The following is a 16589-nucleotide window of genomic DNA, read 5'->3' as shown; positions in this document are numbered from 1 at the left end:
CCGAGCCGCCTGTGCGCGCGTCGCCCCGCCCCGTGCGTGCGCGCCCCGCGCCGTGCGCGCGCGCCCCGCGCCGTGGTGCGCTGGCGCCACCGGGGTTGCGCGCGTTCCCCCGCCGGTCTCGCGCGTGCCGCCCGCCGTCGTGGCGCCGTCGACCTCGCCTGGTGCGCACGTCGTGCCCGCCGAGCGCGCCCCAGCGGCCGACCCTGCGCCGCTTGCCCGGGCCCCATGCATTCGTTCGGACTGGATCGTCGCGACGTGATCTTGCTCATCCGATGTGCCCACTTTCCGTTCCTTGACGCTCCCTCGTAGCCTCTCCTCTCATGGCCACTTCCAAGACCAGGAAGCCCGCGCCGGCGACCTCGCCGGCCGAGGCACCGATCGTTTCATCCACCACCGTCACCCTCGACGCGCTCGCCAGGGAGCTCGGCCCCGCGGACGGCGCGTTCGCCGCGCGGACGTACGCGGGGATCCCTGAGGAGGACCTCGTCGCGGAGGGGACGCGCATCGACTCGCAGAGCCTCATCGATGACGTCCCTCAGTTCGTCGCCTCGGCGCGGCGGATCCTGGGCTCGCTGTCGGAGGCGCAGCGCGGCAAGGTGCGCATGCCCGAGGCGCTCTTGCCGCTGCTCGTCGCCGAGGCGGGCAGGCTCCAGGCGATGAAGCGGTCGCACGACGCGGCGGCGACCGAGGTCGCCGGCGCGAGGGCCGCGCTCGAGGCGCAGGGGCGGAGCGCGATGCGCGACGGCATCGCCGAGCGCGATCTCTGCTACGACGGCCTGCGCAACGCGCTCGGCGCGCGCCGCATGGCGCGGGTCGACGCCGTCGTGGGGCGCGCGGATTCCCCCGAGAACCTCGCCAGGGGCCTCGAGGCGCTCGCGGCCTTCATCGACGAGACCCGGCGGGCCGACCCGCTGCAGGACGCGAAGCTCCTCGAGGACTACGGGGTCGGCGCCGAGTGCGCGGCCACGCTCCGGGCCACGGCGCAGCGGGTGCGCGGGACCGGCAGCGTCCAGATCGACGCAGGGCGTCGGGTCACCCAGCGGGCGCTCGATCTCCAGGACGGGAGGGTCACGGTCGTGATCGAGAAGATCCTCCGCGCCTTCCGATCCGCGCGCCGGGTCGACGGCACCATCCTGGTTCCCGAGCTGAACAAGGCCGCCTGGATGTTCGAGGTCCGCTCCGGGAGCTCCGCCAAGAAAGCCTCGGCGGGCGGCGACAAGCCCCCGGCTGGCGGCGACAAGCCCCCGGCTGGCGGCGACAGGCCCTCGGCCGGCGGCGACAGGCCCTCGGCCGGCGGCGACAGGCCCCCGGCCGGCGGTGACAAGCCCATGGCCGGCGGCGACAAGCCCATGGCCGGCGGCGACAAGCCCCCGTCGGGCGCAGGCGAGGCGCAGGGCAACGCGCCCCCGGCGCAGCCGGCCACCCCACCGATCCCCGGCGCTGGCGGCTGATCTCTGCCCCCGGACCAGGGGCGCCGCCTGCCGCGCCCACCCGCCCGCGTCGGCCCGCCTTCCCGCCTTGTCCGCGTCAGCGCGCGACGAGCCGCCTCGCTGACGAGGTGCGCGTCAGCGCGCGATGAGCCGCCTCGCTGACGAGGTGCGCGTCAGCGCGCGACGAGTCGCCTCACGACGAGGTGCGCGTCAGCTCGCGACGAGCCGTCTCGCGACCACCATCCCGAGCGCGCCGGCGAGCAGGCAGCCGACCAGCGTGATCACGATGTTCGCCAGGCCGGCCGCCCACGTCTTGTACTGGATCAGCCGGAGCGTCTCGTTGTTGAAGCTCGAGTACGTCGTGAACCCGCCCATCACCCCGGTGCTCAGGCCGAGGCGGAGCGTCGGCGACAGCAGCTCCGTCGCCGCGGCGACCTCCCCGATGGCGCCGAGCAGGAACGACCCGAGCACGTTGACGGCGAGCGTTCCGTACGGAAAGTCGGCGCCGAAGCGCTGCTGACACCACGTCGACAGCCCGTACCGGGCGAGGGTGCCCGCCGCCCCGCCGACGCCGATCCAGAACCACCGCTCCATTCGTTTCACTTTCTCGCGCAGATCGCGTTCGTCGCGCGGCGACCTCTCCTTGCTTCCTCTCCGTCGCTGGCTCAAGGCTCATCCGGGTGAAGCGCCGCTTCAACACGACCGGCCCCTGCCGCCCTGATCTGCACTACATGATCCCGGCCGAGAGCCGGCTGCCCGAGGCCCCGGGCCTCGTCGAGCAGATGGGCTACTTCGTCGTGCACGCCCCGCGGCAGACCGGCAAGACCACCGCCCTGCGCGCGGTCGCCGAGCGGCTCACCGCGTCGGGCCGCCACGCCGCCGTCCTCTTCTCCTGCGAGGAGGGCAGCGCCGCCGGCGGCGACTACGGCTCCGCCCAGCGCGCCGTGCTGCGCGAGCTCGCGCGCGGCCGAGATCGCGCTGCCGCCCGAGCTCCAGCCGCCCCCGTTCTCGCTCGAGGGCGACGAGGGGCTCCGCTCCGCGGCCCTCACCGCCTGGGCGCGCGCGTGCCCGCGCCCGCTCGCCCTCATCTTCGACGAGATCGACTCCCTGCGCGGCCAGAGCCTGCTCAGCATCCTGCGCCAGCTCCGCGCCGGGTTCCCCAGCCGCCCCGAGCATTTCCCCGCGTCGGTCATCCTCTGCGGTCTGCGCGACGTGCGCGATGACAAGGCCGCGAGCGGCGGCGATCCCGAGCGCCTCGGCACCGCGAGCCCGTTCAACATCAAGCTCAAGTCTCTTCGGCTCGGCGACTTCTCCGAGGACGAGGTGCGCGCCCTTTATGCCCAGCACACCGAGGACACCGGCCAGGTCTTCCTCGATGAGGCGCTCACCCGGGCCTTCGAGGTCACCGCCGGCCAGCCCTGGCTCGTCAACGCCCTCGGTCAGGAGATCGTCGAGGAGATGGCCGTCCCGCCCGACGAGCCCATCACCCGGGCCCATGTCGAGCAGGCCAAGGAGCGCCTCATCCTGGCCCGCGCCACGCACCTCGACTCGCTCGTCAGCAAGCTCGCCGAGCCCCGTGTCCGGCGCGTGCTCGAGCCCATGCTGGCCGGAACGTACGAGGGCGGCGGCGACACCTACGACGACGACGCGTCCTACGTCCGCGATCTCGGGCTCGTGGCCCAGGGCAAGCCGCTGCGCATCGCGAACCCCATCTACCGGGAGGTGATCGCCCGCGTCCTCTCCCCGTCGGCCGAGGAGCGGATCGACGCCCCGCCCGAGCGCTTTCGCCTGCCCGACGGCCGCCTCGCCTTCCGGCGCCTGCTCCGCGCGTTCGCCGCCTTCTGGCACGAGCACGGCGAGGTGCTCACCTCCGGCATGCCGTACCCCGAGGTCGCCCCGCAGCTCGTCCTGATGGCCTTCCTCCAGCGCGCGGTGAACGGCGGCGGCTTCATCGATCGCGAGTACGGCGTCGGCCGCGGGCGCATCGATCTGCTCGTCCGCTTCCCCTACCAGAGGCCCGACGGCTCCCGCGCCGTCCAGCGCCGCGCCCTCGAGCTCAAGGTGTGGCGCAAGGGCCAGAAGGACCCGCTCCGCGAGGGCCTCGCCCAGCTCGACGACTACCTCACGCGCCTGCGGCTGCGCCGCGGGACGCTCGTGATCTTCGACGCCCGCGGCCAGCTCGCCCGGACCCCGCCCCGGTTCGACGAGGCGACGACCCCACGCGGCCGCCGCGCCGCCGTGCTCCGCCTGGAGCGCCGCACCACCCGGCGCGCCGCGCCCCGGCCTACTCCGCCGCCTTCTTGAACTCGATGACCGTGCCGCCCTCGCCCTCGCCGGCCGGCAGCGCCGGCCGGTTCACGCGGGAGATGCGGTCCGGCGCCACGCCCGCCGCCGCGATGAACCCGCGCGCCTGCTCGTTGTCGCCGTACGCAAGCTCGTCCGGCGTCCCCGACGCCACGACCCGCCCCTGGATCACGAGGAACGCCTGGTGCGCGATGCGGAACGTGCTCGCCATGTCGTGCGAGATCACCACGCTCGTCACCTTGTAGCGCTCCCGCGTCTCCTCGATCAGATCGTCGACCATCCGGCTCGTCAGCGGATCGAGGCCGCTGGTCGGCTCGTCGTAGATGAGGATCTCGGGCTCGAGCATCAGCGCGCGCGCCAGGCCCACGCGCTTGCGCTGCCCGCCGGAGAGCTCCGACGGCATCCGGTCCTCCTTGTTCTCGAGGCCGAGCGAGTTCAGCATGCTCACGACCTTGTCGCGGACGTCCCGCTTCGACATGTGCTTGCGGTGCTCCCGCAGCGGGAACGCCACGTTGTCGAAGATCGTGAGCGAGTCGAGCAGCGCCGCGTACTGGAACACCATCCCGAACTTCTGGCGCACGCGGTTCATCTCGTAGTCGTCCAGCGCGCCGATGTCCTCGCCGTCGACCCAGATGTGCCCGCTGGTCGGCTTCTCGAGGCCGATGAGCAGCCGGAGCAGCGTGGTCTTGCCGGCGCCCGACCCGCCGATGATCACCGCCGTCTCGGTCCGCCGGAGGTGCATCGTGATGCCGTGCAGCACCTTCGTCGCCCCGAACGATTTCTTGACGTCATCGACGAAGAGGTGATCCCCCGGTTGCCAGCCCGGCGGTCGCCCGCCGTCCTGCTTCGCCCCAGGGGCGGCCCCTTCCTGGGGGAGCTGGCGGGACGGCCTCCTCCACATCCGCAGCGTACGGTACCACGGAGGGGGCCCGCAGGGCGCCGATCGCCGTGCATCGCCGTAAGGGACAGCACGCGCTTGACGCGGCCGGGCATGGGACGGAAACGTTGCGCATGACGGACGACCTACTGAAGGCAGCCCTCGACGCGGCGGAGGCCACGACCGACAAGGACGGCTGGGCCGAGCTCCCCGAAGGGCAAGCGCTGACGCTCTACGTCGCCCACGACGGCGTGGCGCTCCAGGTCGCCAAGATCGAGGCGATCCTCTCGGTGGACGGGCTCGTCCATGCCCGCAGCAGCAAGGGCGAGCTGTTCTTGCTGGCCCAGAAGGATGTGTTCGCCGTCGCCCTCGACGGCGGCGGCAAGGGAGCCTCGGCCAGGAAGGCCGGCTTCCTGGGCTGAGCGCGGCAGCCTCGCATGACCCGACCGCCGAGAGGGGGAGGAGATCCCGCGGCGCGCTCCGCCGAGCGCGCCGTCGACCTGGCGCTCGCCGAGGTCGAGCGACGGTACGGGCTCGGCCGCAGCCTCGCCGCGCCCGGGTGGGTGCGCGAGCGGGTCCTCACCATCCTGAACGGCGCGGCCGTGCGCGACGGCGTCTCCCCGCTCGTGGCCGCCGAGCGGCTCCAGGAGGACCGGCAGGCCATCGAGGAGATCGTCGGCGCGCTGCGCGTGGGCGAGACGCGCTTCTACCGCGATCCGATCACCTGGGAGGCCATCGCCTCCTCGATCCTGCCCAGGCTCCCGCCCGACCTGCCCATCGCCGGCCTCTCGGCGGGCTGCAGCACCGGCGAGGAGGCCTACACCCTCGGCATGGTCCTCGCGAGCGCAGGCCGCCGCTTCAGCGTGCTCGGGGTCGACCGCTCCGTCCCCGCGATCGAGGCGGCGCGCGAGGCCGTCTACTCGGCCGAGGCCGCCGAGCAGCTCCCCCCGGCGCTGGCGCAGCGGTACTGTGAGCTCAAGGGCGGCGCGCTGCACATCTGCCAGGAGCTCCGCGACGTCGTGTCGTTCGAGGTCTGCGATCTCGTCCATGCCGTGCCGAGCGGCGGCTTCCAGATCATCTTCTTCAAGAACGTGCTCCTTTATCTCGCGGAGCCCGCCGGCGACGCGGTGGCCCGCCGCCTCGCGGCCGAGCTCGACCCGGGGGGGCTGCTCTTCCCGGCCGCGAGCGAGGCGCCGCGGCTGTGCGGCGCCGGCCTCACCCCGGTCAGGGTGAACGCGCAGGTCATCGCCTTCCGCGGCCCGGGCAATGAGAGGACCGGCTTTCCATGAGCGTCGACATCCCGTCTCCGACCTCCAGGCCCAGCGGCCTCCACGAGATCCGCGCCGCGTACGCGCGCGAGCGCGCGGAGCTCGATCGAACCGTCCCGAGCGGCCCCTCGCCGGCCGCGGATCCCGCCGCGCTCGGGGTCGCGCTCGGGCGGCGCCACGCGCGCCTGCTCGACGATCTCCTGACCCGCCTCTTCCACCTGCTGCGCGACGCCGGCGCGCCGAGCCGCGCCGCGTGGGACTCGGTCGCGATCGCCGGGGTCGGCGGCTACGGCCGCGGCGCCGTCGCGCTGCGCAGCGATCTCGACGTGCGCATCCTCGCCCGCGACGCCCAGCGCGCCGGCGCCATCGCGGACGCGCTGCTCTACCCGCTCTGGGACATGGGCGTCGCCGTGGGGCACCAGGTCGTCACCATCGACGACCTCGTCGAGGGCGCGCGCGACGACCTGCCGACCGCGACGAGCCTGCTCGACTGGCGGCACGTGGTCGGCGACGCGTCGCTGTCGGAGTCGCTCTGGCAGCGCGCCATCACGGGCATCTTCGCGCACTCGGAGCTGCCCCGCTTCATCGAGCGGCTCGCGAAGGAGATCGCGCAGCGGCACGAGCGCTTCGGCGGCTCGGTCTACCTCCTCGAGCCGGACGTGAAGAACGGCGCGGGCGGGCTGCGCGACGTCGACGTCGCCCGCTGGGCGGCGAAGGCGCGCTACGGCGTCGGCGAGTTCGGGGCGCTGGTCCGCTTCGGCGCGCTCGTCGCGCGCGAGGCCGAGGAGATCCGCGGCGCCGCGGAGATGCTCTGGCGCATCCGCAACCTCCTGCACGCCCACTCCGGGCGGCGGACCGACCGGCTGACGTTCGACGCGCAGGAGCTCTGCGCGGGCGCGCTCGGGTACAACACCGCCGCCGGCGCGGGGCCGGGCGAGGCCGCCGGGCGCGGCGCGCGGCCCGCGGACGAGCCCGCCGTGTCGCCCGAGGCGATCGAGCGGATGATGAGCGAGTACTACCGGAGCGCCCGGACCATCTCGCGCGGCCTCGACATGATCATCGCGCGCGCCACGCCGACGCTCACGCGGCGGCGCCGCCGCGACGAGGATCTCGGCGGCGGCGTCCGCCTCTTCGACGGCTGCGTCACGATGAGCGATCCGGATCTCTTGAGGACCGATCCGGCGCTCGCGCTGCGGCTCGTCTCCGAGGCCGTCGACCGCGGCGTGCCGCTCCTGCCCTACGCGCGCGGGGCGATCGCCCGCGCGGCCGGCGATCCGGCGTTCTCTGCGGCGCTGCGCGAGAGCCCGGAGGCCGCCGAGCGCTTCCGGGCCCTCGTCGCCACCTGCAAGGAGACCGCGCTCCAGAGCGGATCGGTCGTGCGCGAGCTGCACGACCTCGGCCTCCTGCTCGCGATGATCCCCGAGTTCCTGCCCGTGGTCGGGCGCGTCCACCACGACGTCTACCACGTGTACACCGTCGACGTGCACTCGGTCGCGGCGGTCGACCGGCTCGTCGCGCTCGTGCGCGGCGAGCTCGCGGGCGAGGGCGAGTTCGGGCTCGCGTGCCGGCTCGCCGCCGAGGCGACGCGGCCGACGATGCTGTTCTTCGCCACGCTCCTGCACGACGTGGGCAAGGCGATCGGCGGCACGGATCACAGCCGGCGCGGCGCCGAGATGGCGAGGCACATCCTGGAGCGGCTCGGCTTCCCTCCGGAGGACGTCGACGAGGCGTGCCACCTCATCCTGAAGCACCTCGTGATGTACCTCATCGCGACGCGGCGCGACCTCGACGACCCCGCGACGATCTCGGAGTTCTGCCAGGAGGTGCACGGCCGCGAGGGGCTGCGCGACCTCTACCTGCTCACGGTCGCCGATCTGTCGACCACGAGCCCGACGGCGATGACGTCGTGGAAGGCGCGGATGCTCGACGAGCTCTACCTCGCCGCGGACGGCGCGCTGCGCGGGGCCCGGGACGACGGCGACGCGCTCGGCCTCGACGATCAGCGGATGGCCCGCGCGATCAGCGGCACCGTGAGCGCCCTCGAGGATCTCCCCGCCCGGAGCGAGGCGGAGCGGCGCGCGCAGCGGGATTTTTTGGCCCGTTACCTCGCGTCGATGCCCGAGCGCTACCTGCTCGCGAACGGCCCGGCCGCGATCGCCGCGCACGCCGAGCTCGCGCGGCAGCAGCAGCTCCGCGGGAACGCCGTGTCGGTCGCGCTCGTGCCGTCGAGGCACCCGGAGGCCGCGGAGCTCTGCGTGGTCGCGCCGGATCGCCCCGGCTTGCTCGCGGCGATCACGGCGGCGCTCGCCGCGTCGCGCCTCGAGGTCCACGGCGCGCAGATCCACTCGCGCGCGTGCGACGAGGTCGAGCTGGAGGGCGCGCCGGTCCGCCCGAGGGCGGGCTCGGCCCCGCCGGCGGGCGTGCGCCTGCAGGCGGTCGACCTGTTCTGGGTGCGCGATCGCGGCGACGGGGTGGGCGGGGTGGCCCGCGCGATCCCGAAGCTCGTGGCCGACATCGAGGCGGTGCTCTCGGGCCGGATCTCCGGCGCCGAGCTCGCCAGGAAGCGCCGGGGCGGCGGGCTGCGCGAGCGCCCGACGCCGAAGGTGCGGACGCAGATCTCCATCGACGACCGCGCCTCGCACCACACGGTGATCGAGATCCTCACGCGGGATCGCCCCGGCCTGCTCTTCGCGATCTCGGACGCGCTCTATCAGCTCGGCCTGTCGATCTCGGTCGCCAAGATCAACACGGAGGGGACGCGCGTGGCCGACGTGTTCTACGTGAGCGAGGCGGACGGGTCGAAGGTCGAGCACGGCGAGCGGGTGCAGGAGGTCGAGGCTCGGCTCCGCGCGGTGCTCCAGGGCATGGATGACGAAGGGAGTGTCGGATGAACGAGAGGTGGACAGCGCGCGCGGCGAGGGCCGCCGCGCGGCGGGGCGTTTCGATCGTGGCGCTCGCGGCGTGCGCGGCGGCGTGCGGGGGCGCGCAGGAGCCCCCGCGCGAGGCGCTCTCCGCGGATCCTCCGCTCGGCGGCGACGAGGCGGCCCAGCAGGGCGCGTCGGCCACCGAGCTGGATCGGGGCATCGCCTACATCAAGAACGAGCGGTACGAGGACGCGAAGCGGCACCTCGAGAAGGCGCTCGAGCACGAGCCCGGGAGCGCCGAGGCGGCGTACTACCTCGGCCTCGCGCGCGAGAAGACGGGCGATCGCGCGGGCGCCGAGGTGTCGTACAAGAGGGCGCTCGAGGGCGATCCGAAGCTCGAGGCCGCCGCGCTGAACCTCGCGGCGCTCTACCTCGACGAGCCGCCGCGGCCGGACGACGCGATCGCGGTGCTCACGAAGGCGCTCGATCAGGCGCCGGACCGGCCGGCGCTCCACCAGAACCTGGGGTACGCGTACGCCCTGAAGCGCGACGTCGCGAGCGCGAGCAAGCACTACGAGGCGTCGCTCAAGGCCGAGGACTCGGCCGCCACGCGCTTCGCGTACGGGGCGATGCTGCTCGAGGCCAGGGAGCTCGACCGGGCCGCGGCGGAGCTCAAGAAGGCGCTCGCCGCGACCGGCGACGACGTGGCGATGCTGGCGACGATCGGGCGGATGCTCGGGCCGGCGCGGGCGTACGCCGATTGCGTGGCGGCCTTCGATCGCGCCATCCAGCTGAAGCCGGAGGCGGAGTTCCACGTGCGCCGCGGCACGTGCCGCCACGAGCTCGGCGACGAGCCGGGGGCGCGCGCGGATTACCAGGCGGCGATCAAGGTGGACCCGCGCTTCGCGGCCGCGCACTACTACCTCGGGCTGTCGTACCTGGCCGACCGCAAGCCGCAGAGCGCGCTCGCGGCGCTGACCGAGGCGGGGAAGCTCGGGGGCGACAGCGAGATCGGCAAGCGCGCCCGCGCCAAGGTGAAGGAGCTCAGCGCGCGGCCCCGGTAGCCCGAGCGCGCGGGCCGTCGCCCGTCAGACGCCGAGCAGCGCCAGGATCCGGTCCAGCTCGTCGAGCGAGCCGTAGGGGATGCCGAGCTCGCCCCGGCCGCCCTCGTCGCGCACCTCGACGCGCGTCCCGAGCCGCCGCATGAGGCGCGCCTCGAGGTCCTTGATCGCCGGCGACTTCCCCTCGCGCTCCTCGCCGGGCGCCTCCCCGCCGTCGGCCGCCCGGGCCTCCTTCTCCTTCGCCGCCTTGATGAGCGCCTCGACCTTGCGGACCGGGAGCTTGCCGTGGACGGTCCGCTCGGCGACCTCGGCCATCACCTTGTCGCTCGGCGCGCCGAGCAGCGCCCGCGCGTGGCCCTCGCTGAGCTCGCGCGAGATCACCATCGTGCGGATCCTCGGCGGCAGCCGGAGCAGCCGGAGCGAGTTGACGATCGTCGTGCGATCCTTGCCGACCCGCTCCGCGAGCGTCTGGTGCGTGTAGTTGTGCTCGCGCAGCAGCCGATCGAACGCCTCGGCGATCTCGATCGGGTTGAGATCGGCCCGCTGGACGTTCTCGACGAGGGCCAGCTCGAACGCCTCCCGCGGCGAGACGTCCTTGACGACGACCAGCACCTCCCGGAGCCCCGCGCGCTGCGCCGCGCGCCACCGCCGCTCGCCCGCGATGAGCTCGAAGGTGTCGGCGCCGGCCTGCGTCCTGCGCACGATGAGCGGCTCGATGAGCCCGTGCTCGCGGATGCTCCCGGTGAGCTCCTCCAGCTCGGCCTCGTCGAAGTGCTGCCGCGGCTGCCCCTTCTGCGGGACGATCTTCTCGACCGCGCACACGAACACGCTGCGGCCCTCGGCCGCCGCTGCCTTCGTCGGCGGCGGCGCCGGCAGCAGGGCGTCGAGCCCGCGTCCGAGCGCGCGCCGCGCTCCTTTCTGGTCGCCATTCATGATCTGGGTCGTGCGTCCCTCGCGCGCGCTCCGGTGGTGGGCGGGGGCGGGGGCTCGGCTTGGGGTTCCGGCTCGGCGGTCTCACCGCGCTGGCGCGTCTTCGGGTCCGCCGCGGCGCCGGGAGGGCCCTCCAGGATCTCGCGCGCGAGGCTCAGGTAGCCCTGCGCCCCCTTCGACTGCGCGTCGTAGAGCAGCGCCGGCTTGCCGTGCGACGGCGCCTCGCTGAGCTTCACGTTGCGCGGGATGATGGCGTCGAACACGCGAAAATGCGCCTTCACCTCGTCGGCGACCTGGTGGGTGAGCGAGTTGCGCCCGTCGAACATCGTGAGGACGACGCCCTCGACCGTGAGCTCCGGGTTGAACACGCTCCGCACCCGGTCGATGGTCGCCATGAGGTGCGTCAGCCCCTCGAGCGCGTAGTACTCGCACTGGAGCGGCACGAGCACCCGGTGCGCCGCGGTGAGCGCGTTCAGCGTCAGGAGGCCGAGCGACGGCGGGCAGTCGAGGACGACGAACGCGTACCCGTCGACGTGCGGCCGCAGCGCGTGGCGCAGCCGCACCGCGCGGTCGTCCGCGTCCACCAGCTCGAGCTCGGCGGCGACGAGATCCTGGGTGGCGGGCACCACGTCGAGCAGCGGCACCTCGGTGGGGACGATCGCTTGCTTGAGCTCCGCCTGCCCGATCATGACGTCGTAGAGGGACACCTCGAAGCTCCCGCGCCGCACGCCGACGCCGCTCGACGCGTTCCCCTGCGGATCGCAGTCGACGAGCAGCGTACGGCACTCGGCAGCCGCGAAGCTCGCGGCCAGGTTGACCGAGGTCGTGGTCTTGCCGACGCCTCCCTTCTGGTTGGCGACGGCGAAGACGACAGGCGGAGGCTTGGGGGCGGAGCCGGCCTTGCGGGGCGCGCCCCCCTCTTTGGGCGATGGCATCGTGCTGTGTCGCGTCCGACCCGGCTGCTTACACGACCCCCACCGGCACGTCGAGAGATGCAGGCGCCTCCGCTGCAGGTTGGGCCGGACGCGCGGGGCCGACCCGCCCCGAGGAGGGCGCCCGCGCCCCGCGGCAGCGCCCGCCCGGCGCCCTCCCACGGGCCGGGTGGTCGGAATGTTGGCCCGAGCGCCGGGGTCGTCTACAGTGACCCACATGTCGCTTACTGTGGTCAAGGACGAACGAGCGACGGGGCGATCCACCCGTGGGCGAGCCTCGAGGCGAGGACGCTGCCTCGGGCTCGGGGGGGCGCTGCTGTCTTCCGGCGATCCCGGTCCCGTCGATCGCGTCCTTGCCCGCGCGTTCTGGTGCGACGGGGGCGGGCAGGCGCTGCTCGCCCCTGCGCAAGTCGTCGTGCTTTCGTCTTCGCTTCAACGCAGGTCGGCGATCGGTTCGCGCCGTCGTTTCCCCTCAACGCGACCCGGGGAGCGGCGCTGGCTGCCCCTTGATCCACGGACGTGACGCCCAGCTTCGCCGAGCGGACCGACGCCCCGACGTCGCCTCGGCACATGGTAGGAGGACAGATGACGCTTCCCAAGATGTACCAGAGCTATGCCGAGTTCGAGCGGGAGATCCTCCGGCCGAACCGCGTGAGCTTCTCCCTCGAGGACATCGTCGAGGAGGAGGGTTCCTTCGAGGCAGAGCTCGACTTCGAGAGGGACCCGTTCGACGTCCCGGACGACGACTGAGCGCGACGGCGAGGGGCGGCCCTGGCCTCGATGGCCGCCGCGCGCGCCGTCGGTCGCCCGCGCCGCGCGGTGGTCGCGCGGCGCAGCAGATCAGCTTGCACGATCCCTCCCGGGATCCGAGCCCCGGCGGCCGCCTCTCCGCCGGGGCTCTTTTTTTAAAGCAGCGTCCCGACGGTCGTCTTGACCCCCCCGGCGGCGCGTGGCACGAGTGCCGCCCTTCGAAAAGAACGCCATGCAAGTCAACGTCGAAAAGCTTTCTCCCGTGCTGATGGAGTTTCAGGTGGAGGTCCCCGCGGACCGGGTCCGGAGCGAGGTCGACAAGGCCTATACGACGCTCCAGCGGACGGCCCGGGTCAAGGGTTTCCGGCCTGGAAAGGCGCCGCGCCAGGTGCTCGCGCACCTGTACGGCGGGCGCATCCACGCCGACGTCGCCCAGCGGCTCGTCGACGCCACGCTGAACCAGGCGCTCGCCGACAAGCAGGTGCAGCCGCTGTCTCAGCCCGCAATCGCGCCCGCCGAGCTCCGCCCCGACGACGCGTTCTCCTACAAGGCCCGGTTCGAGGTCCGGCCCGACATCACCGAGGTCAAGTGGGAGGGCTTCGAGGTGAAGCGGCCCTCGACCACGCCGACCGAGGAGATGATCGACGCCGAGATCACCGCGCTGCGCCGCGAGCACTCGACGCTGCAGGCGCCCGAGCCGGAGCGCCCCGCCGCGAAGGGGGACGTGGCCACGCTCGCCTTCACCCTGGAGGTCGGCGGCGCGCTGCGCGACACGAAGGAGCAGGAGATCGAGACCGAGCTCGGCAGCGGCCAGGTCTTCAAGGAGATCGAGGACGCCCTGCTCGGGATGTCGCCCGGCCAGTCGAAGGACGTGCCGGTGACGTTCTCGGAGCAGCACTCGAACGCGGAGCTGCGGGGCAAGGAGGCGATCTTCCACATCACCCTGAAGGACGTGCGCGAGCGCATCTTCCCGGAGGTCGACGACGAGCTCGCGAAGGACTGCGGCGAGGAGAGCCTCGCGGCGCTCCGCGAGTCGCTCCGCAAGAGGCTCGAGAAGGAGCTGACGCAGCGGGCGAGCGACGCGGTGGCCGAGCAGCTCATCGTCGAGCTCTGCAAGGCGAACCCGATCCCGGTGCCGCCGTCGCTCGTCGATCAGCAGGCGCAGCTCGCCGAGCGCGAGCTGCTCGCCACGGCGCGCCGGCGGGGGCAGCGCGTCGATCCGACGCCGGAGTTCCGCGCGCGCGTGCGGCTCGACGCCGAGATGAAGGTCCGCGCGGGGCTGGTGATGGCCGAGATCGCGAAGGCGAAGGAGGTCAAGATCACCGAGGCCGACCTCGAGAAGGGCTACCAGGAGCTCGCCGAGCAGACGGGCAAGAACGTCGCGAAGGTCAAGGCGGAGTACCGCGAGCCGCAGAAGCGCGAGCTGTTCGCGGGGATGATCCTCGAGGACAAGATCCTCGACATCATCGAGGCCGCGGCGAAGGTCACGAACGAGGGCTAGCCGCGGCCTCCGCGGGCCTGCGCGCGGGCGCCGGCGCCCGCCGCTCGTCCGGGCGCGTCCTCCGCGCGCGGACCGGGCGGCTCGGCGCGCGGCGCCCTCTCGATCCCGCGTCCACGCGCCGAGCGCGCCGCGCCCCAGCAAGTCGGCGGGTTCGGTGCGCGGCGCGGCGAGCGTCCGACATTTCCGGTAATCTCGGGCGCGTTCGGTCTTGCGATCGAACACGGTCTGGCCCAGGAGTAGAGCCCCTGCCGCCCGGCAGCAAACCCCCCGGAGCACCGGATGACCCGACGAGTCGAAAACCGCACCCAAGCCATCGAGTTCCTCGAGCGCGAGAAGGCCTACATCCTCCCGACGGTCACGGAGGTGACCCACCGCGGCGAGCGCGAGTGGAACATCTTCAGCCGCCTCCTCAAGGACCGCATCGTCTTCATCGGCACGGAGATCGACGACTTCGTGGCCAACGCCGTGATCGCGCAGTTCCTCTTCCTGGAGAGCGAGGATCCCGAGAAGGAGATCCAGGTCTACATCAACAGCCCGGGCGGCGTGGTGACGTCGGGGCTCGCCATGTACGACACGATGCAGTACGTGCGTTGCCCGGTGTCGACGATGTGCATCGGCCAGGCGGCGTCGATGGGCGCCGTGCTGCTCAGCGCCGGCGGCAAGGGACGGCGCTTCGCGCTGCCGCACGCGAGGGTGATGATCCACCAGCCGCTCGGCGGCGCGCGCGGTCAGGCGACGGACATCGAGATCCAGGCGCGCGAGATCAAGAAGATCAAGGAGACGCTGATCGACATCCTCGTCGACGCGACCGGCAAGAACCGGGACGAGCTGGCGAAGGACATCGAGCGCGACTTCTACCTCAGCGCGACGCAGGCCAAGGAATACGGCCTGATCGACGAGGTCTTCCCGAAGCGAAACAAGTAGGTGCCGGCGCCCCGGGCCGCCGGGCGCGCGGGGGCGGCGGGCGGGCGCGCGGGCGCGTCGCGCCGCGGCGCAACGTCGCGCGACGCCGCAACGTCGCGCCGCGCTGACCTCGCTCGGCGCGTGCTCCCGCCGCGCTGCGCGGCCTCGTCCGAGGCGCGCGCTGTGGCCGCCATCAGGCGATTCCCTGACTTCGACCACAGGCTGGAGACCACCCCCGTTAGCTTGCGACGGTACGAGCACCGGACTAGAATCCGAGCGCGGCGTTTGGCTGCACATCGCTGAAAATCAGGGAACGGTGGGATGCCGTTCCCGTCCCAAAGTTGGAGGGACCGCGAAGGCGGATCCCCACCTCTCGTTGAAGCGGCGGCGTCGGCAGACCGCACTGAGGGTCGAAGTGGAGCGAAGGCGGGACGATCACTCGAACGGAAATTTAAGCTGCTCTTTCTGCGGCAAGTCGCAGAAAGAGGTCAAGAAGCTCATCGCGGGCCCCACGGTGTACATCTGCGATGAGTGCATCGGGCTCTGCAATGACATCATCGCGGAGGAGGTCGAGAAGGACGAGCCGTACGCGGGGTCGACCCCGGTGCCCAAGCCCGCCGACATCAAAGCGACGCTGGACGAGTACGTCGTCGGCCAGAACCGCGCCAAGAAGATCCTCGCTGTCGCGGTGCACAACCATTACAAGCGCATCGACAGCCGGGTCTCCTCGGACGACGTGGAGCTGTCCAAGTCGAACATCCTCCTGCTGGGGCCGACGGGCTCCGGCAAGACGCTGCTCGCGCAGACGCTCGCGAAGATCATCAACGTCCCGTTCGCGATCGCGGACGCGACGACGCTGACCGAGGCCGGGTACGTCGGCGAGGACGTCGAGAACATCATCGTCCAGCTCCTGCAGAACGCGGATCACGACGTCGAGCGCGCGCAGCGCGGCATCGTCTACATCGACGAGATCGACAAGATCAGCAGGAAGAGCGACAACCCGAGCATCACGCGCGACGTGTCGGGCGAGGGGGTGCAGCAGGCGCTGCTCAAGATCATCGAGGGGACGATCGCGAACGTCCCCCCGAAGGGCGGCCGCAAGCACCCGCAGCAGGACTTCCTCCAGGTCGACACGACGAACATCCTGTTCATCTGCGGCGGCGCGTTCGTCGGGCTGGACCAGATCATCCAGCGGCGCATCGGCCAGAACACCCTCGGGTTCGGCGCGGACATCAAGTCGAAGAAGGACTTCAAGCTGGGCGAGCTGCTCAGCGCGGTCCAGCCGGAGGACCTCCTCAAGTTCGGGCTCATCCCGGAGTTCATCGGCCGCCTGCCCATGGTGGCGACGCTCCACGAGCTGAACGAGGACGCGCTGATCGACATCCTCACCAAGCCGAAGAACAGCCTGGTCAAGCAGTACCAGAAGCTCTTCGAGATGGACGGGGTGAAGCTCAAGTTCACCCGGGGCGCGCTCGTCGCGGTGGCCCGTCAGGCCCTCGAGAGGAACAGCGGCGCCCGCGGCCTGCGCGCGATCCTCGAGGCCGCGATGCTCGACATCATGTACGACGTCCCATCCCGCACGGGCATCAAGGAGGTCGTCGTCAGCGAGGACGTGATCACCAAGCACGAGCCGCCGCTCATCGTGTACACGAAGGAGGCGGAGCTCGCATAACGCGGGCCAGGGGGGGGCAGGGCGCGCGGCGCGGGCCGCCGAGGGCGACGCGTCGCGGCGAGCGCGCGGCGCACCGCGCCCCGGTCGCCCCCTCCTC

Annotated in this window: 13 protein-coding genes and 1 pseudogene; 10 read left to right on the top strand and 4 right to left on the bottom strand. The window is 72.5% G+C overall.

Annotated features, from left to right (window positions below; all coding sequences use genetic code 11):
- The first annotated feature begins 320 nt into the window (after window positions 1–320).
- Window positions 321–1451, top strand: a complete 1131-nt coding sequence (locus WMF31_RS22555; RefSeq protein ID WP_436603922.1) for a hypothetical protein — start codon at window positions 321–323, stop codon at window positions 1449–1451.
- A gap of 189 nt (window positions 1452–1640) precedes the next feature.
- On the opposite strand, the gene crcB is transcribed toward WMF31_RS22555, so the two are convergent.
- Window positions 1641–2024, bottom strand: coding sequence for a fluoride efflux transporter CrcB (crcB, locus tag WMF31_RS22550; protein WP_436603921.1), 384 nt, complete (start codon window positions 2022–2024; stop codon window positions 1641–1643).
- An 86-nt stretch (window positions 2025–2110) separates the two neighbouring features.
- Here crcB and WMF31_RS22545 point away from each other — a divergent pair.
- Window positions 2111–3734, top strand: a pseudogene (locus WMF31_RS22545) (ATP-binding protein).
- Here WMF31_RS22545 and WMF31_RS22540 read toward each other — a convergent pair.
- Window positions 3715–4635 (bottom strand): ABC transporter ATP-binding protein, encoded by a 921-nt coding sequence (locus tag WMF31_RS22540; RefSeq protein ID WP_436603920.1) that lies wholly within the window; start codon window positions 4633–4635, stop codon window positions 3715–3717. The pseudogene WMF31_RS22545 and the gene WMF31_RS22540 sit on opposite strands and share 20 nt — an antisense overlap.
- Before the next feature lie 110 nt (window positions 4636–4745).
- Between WMF31_RS22540 and WMF31_RS22535 the strand changes: the two genes are divergently transcribed.
- Genes WMF31_RS22535 through WMF31_RS22520 form a run of 4 tightly spaced genes read left to right on the top strand, consistent with a single transcriptional unit; the run spans window position 4746 to window position 9807 of the window.
- On the top strand, window positions 4746–5033 hold the full coding sequence (locus WMF31_RS22535) for a hypothetical protein (protein ID WP_129347518.1): 288 nt from the start codon (window positions 4746–4748) through the stop codon (window positions 5031–5033).
- A 15-nt stretch (window positions 5034–5048) separates the two neighbouring features.
- Window positions 5049–5900 (top strand): CheR family methyltransferase, encoded by an 852-nt coding sequence (locus WMF31_RS22530; protein ID WP_436603919.1) that lies wholly within the window; start codon window positions 5049–5051, stop codon window positions 5898–5900.
- On the top strand, window positions 5897–8770 hold the full coding sequence (gene glnD, locus WMF31_RS22525; protein ID WP_436603918.1) for a [protein-PII] uridylyltransferase: 2874 nt from the start codon (window positions 5897–5899) through the stop codon (window positions 8768–8770). The genes WMF31_RS22530 and glnD overlap by 4 nt, the downstream gene beginning before the upstream one ends.
- Window positions 8767–9807 carry a tetratricopeptide repeat protein gene (locus tag WMF31_RS22520; RefSeq protein ID WP_436603917.1) on the top strand — a complete coding sequence of 347 codons (1041 nt, stop codon included), beginning with the start codon at window positions 8767–8769 and terminating at the stop codon, window positions 9805–9807. Before glnD ends, WMF31_RS22520 begins: the two co-directional genes overlap by 4 nt.
- 24 nt (window positions 9808–9831) lie before the next feature.
- On the opposite strand, the gene WMF31_RS22515 is transcribed toward WMF31_RS22520, so the two are convergent.
- Window positions 9832–10737: a ParB/RepB/Spo0J family partition protein gene (locus WMF31_RS22515; RefSeq protein WP_436603916.1), complete on the bottom strand. Its 906-nt coding sequence runs from the start codon at window positions 10735–10737 to the stop codon at window positions 9832–9834.
- A complete protein-coding gene (locus tag WMF31_RS22510; protein ID WP_436603915.1) occupies window positions 10734–11669 on the bottom strand; it encodes a ParA family protein in 936 nt (311 codons plus the stop codon). Before WMF31_RS22510 ends, WMF31_RS22515 begins: the two co-directional genes overlap by 4 nt.
- 582 nt (window positions 11670–12251) lie before the next feature.
- On the opposite strand from WMF31_RS22510, the gene WMF31_RS22505 reads away from it, so the two are divergent.
- The 4 genes from WMF31_RS22505 (at window position 12252) to clpX (ending at window position 16492) form a co-directional block, all read left to right on the top strand.
- On the top strand, window positions 12252–12416 hold the full coding sequence (locus tag WMF31_RS22505) for a transcriptional regulator (protein ID WP_129347524.1): 165 nt from the start codon (window positions 12252–12254) through the stop codon (window positions 12414–12416).
- A 232-nt stretch (window positions 12417–12648) separates the two neighbouring features.
- The gene (tig, locus tag WMF31_RS22500) at window positions 12649–13917 is read left to right on the top strand and encodes a trigger factor (protein WP_436603914.1); all 1269 of its coding nucleotides are present in this window, start codon (window positions 12649–12651) and stop codon (window positions 13915–13917) included.
- 279 nt (window positions 13918–14196) lie between these two features.
- Window positions 14197–14841, top strand: coding sequence for an ATP-dependent Clp protease proteolytic subunit (locus WMF31_RS22495; protein WP_129347526.1), 645 nt, complete (start codon window positions 14197–14199; stop codon window positions 14839–14841).
- A gap of 394 nt (window positions 14842–15235) precedes the next feature.
- A complete protein-coding gene (gene clpX / locus WMF31_RS22490; RefSeq protein WP_129347527.1) occupies window positions 15236–16492 on the top strand; it encodes an ATP-dependent Clp protease ATP-binding subunit ClpX in 1257 nt (418 codons plus the stop codon).
- Window positions 16493–16589 lie beyond the last annotated feature (97 nt).

It is taken from the genome of Sorangium sp. So ce1036 (assembly GCF_051369805.1).
In the GTDB taxonomy this organism is placed as follows: Bacteria; Myxococcota_A; Polyangia; order Polyangiales; family Polyangiaceae; genus Sorangium; species Sorangium cellulosum_F.
The sequence above is the reverse complement of the archived record's forward strand: the minus strand, read 5'-3'. Positions and strand labels throughout refer to the sequence as shown.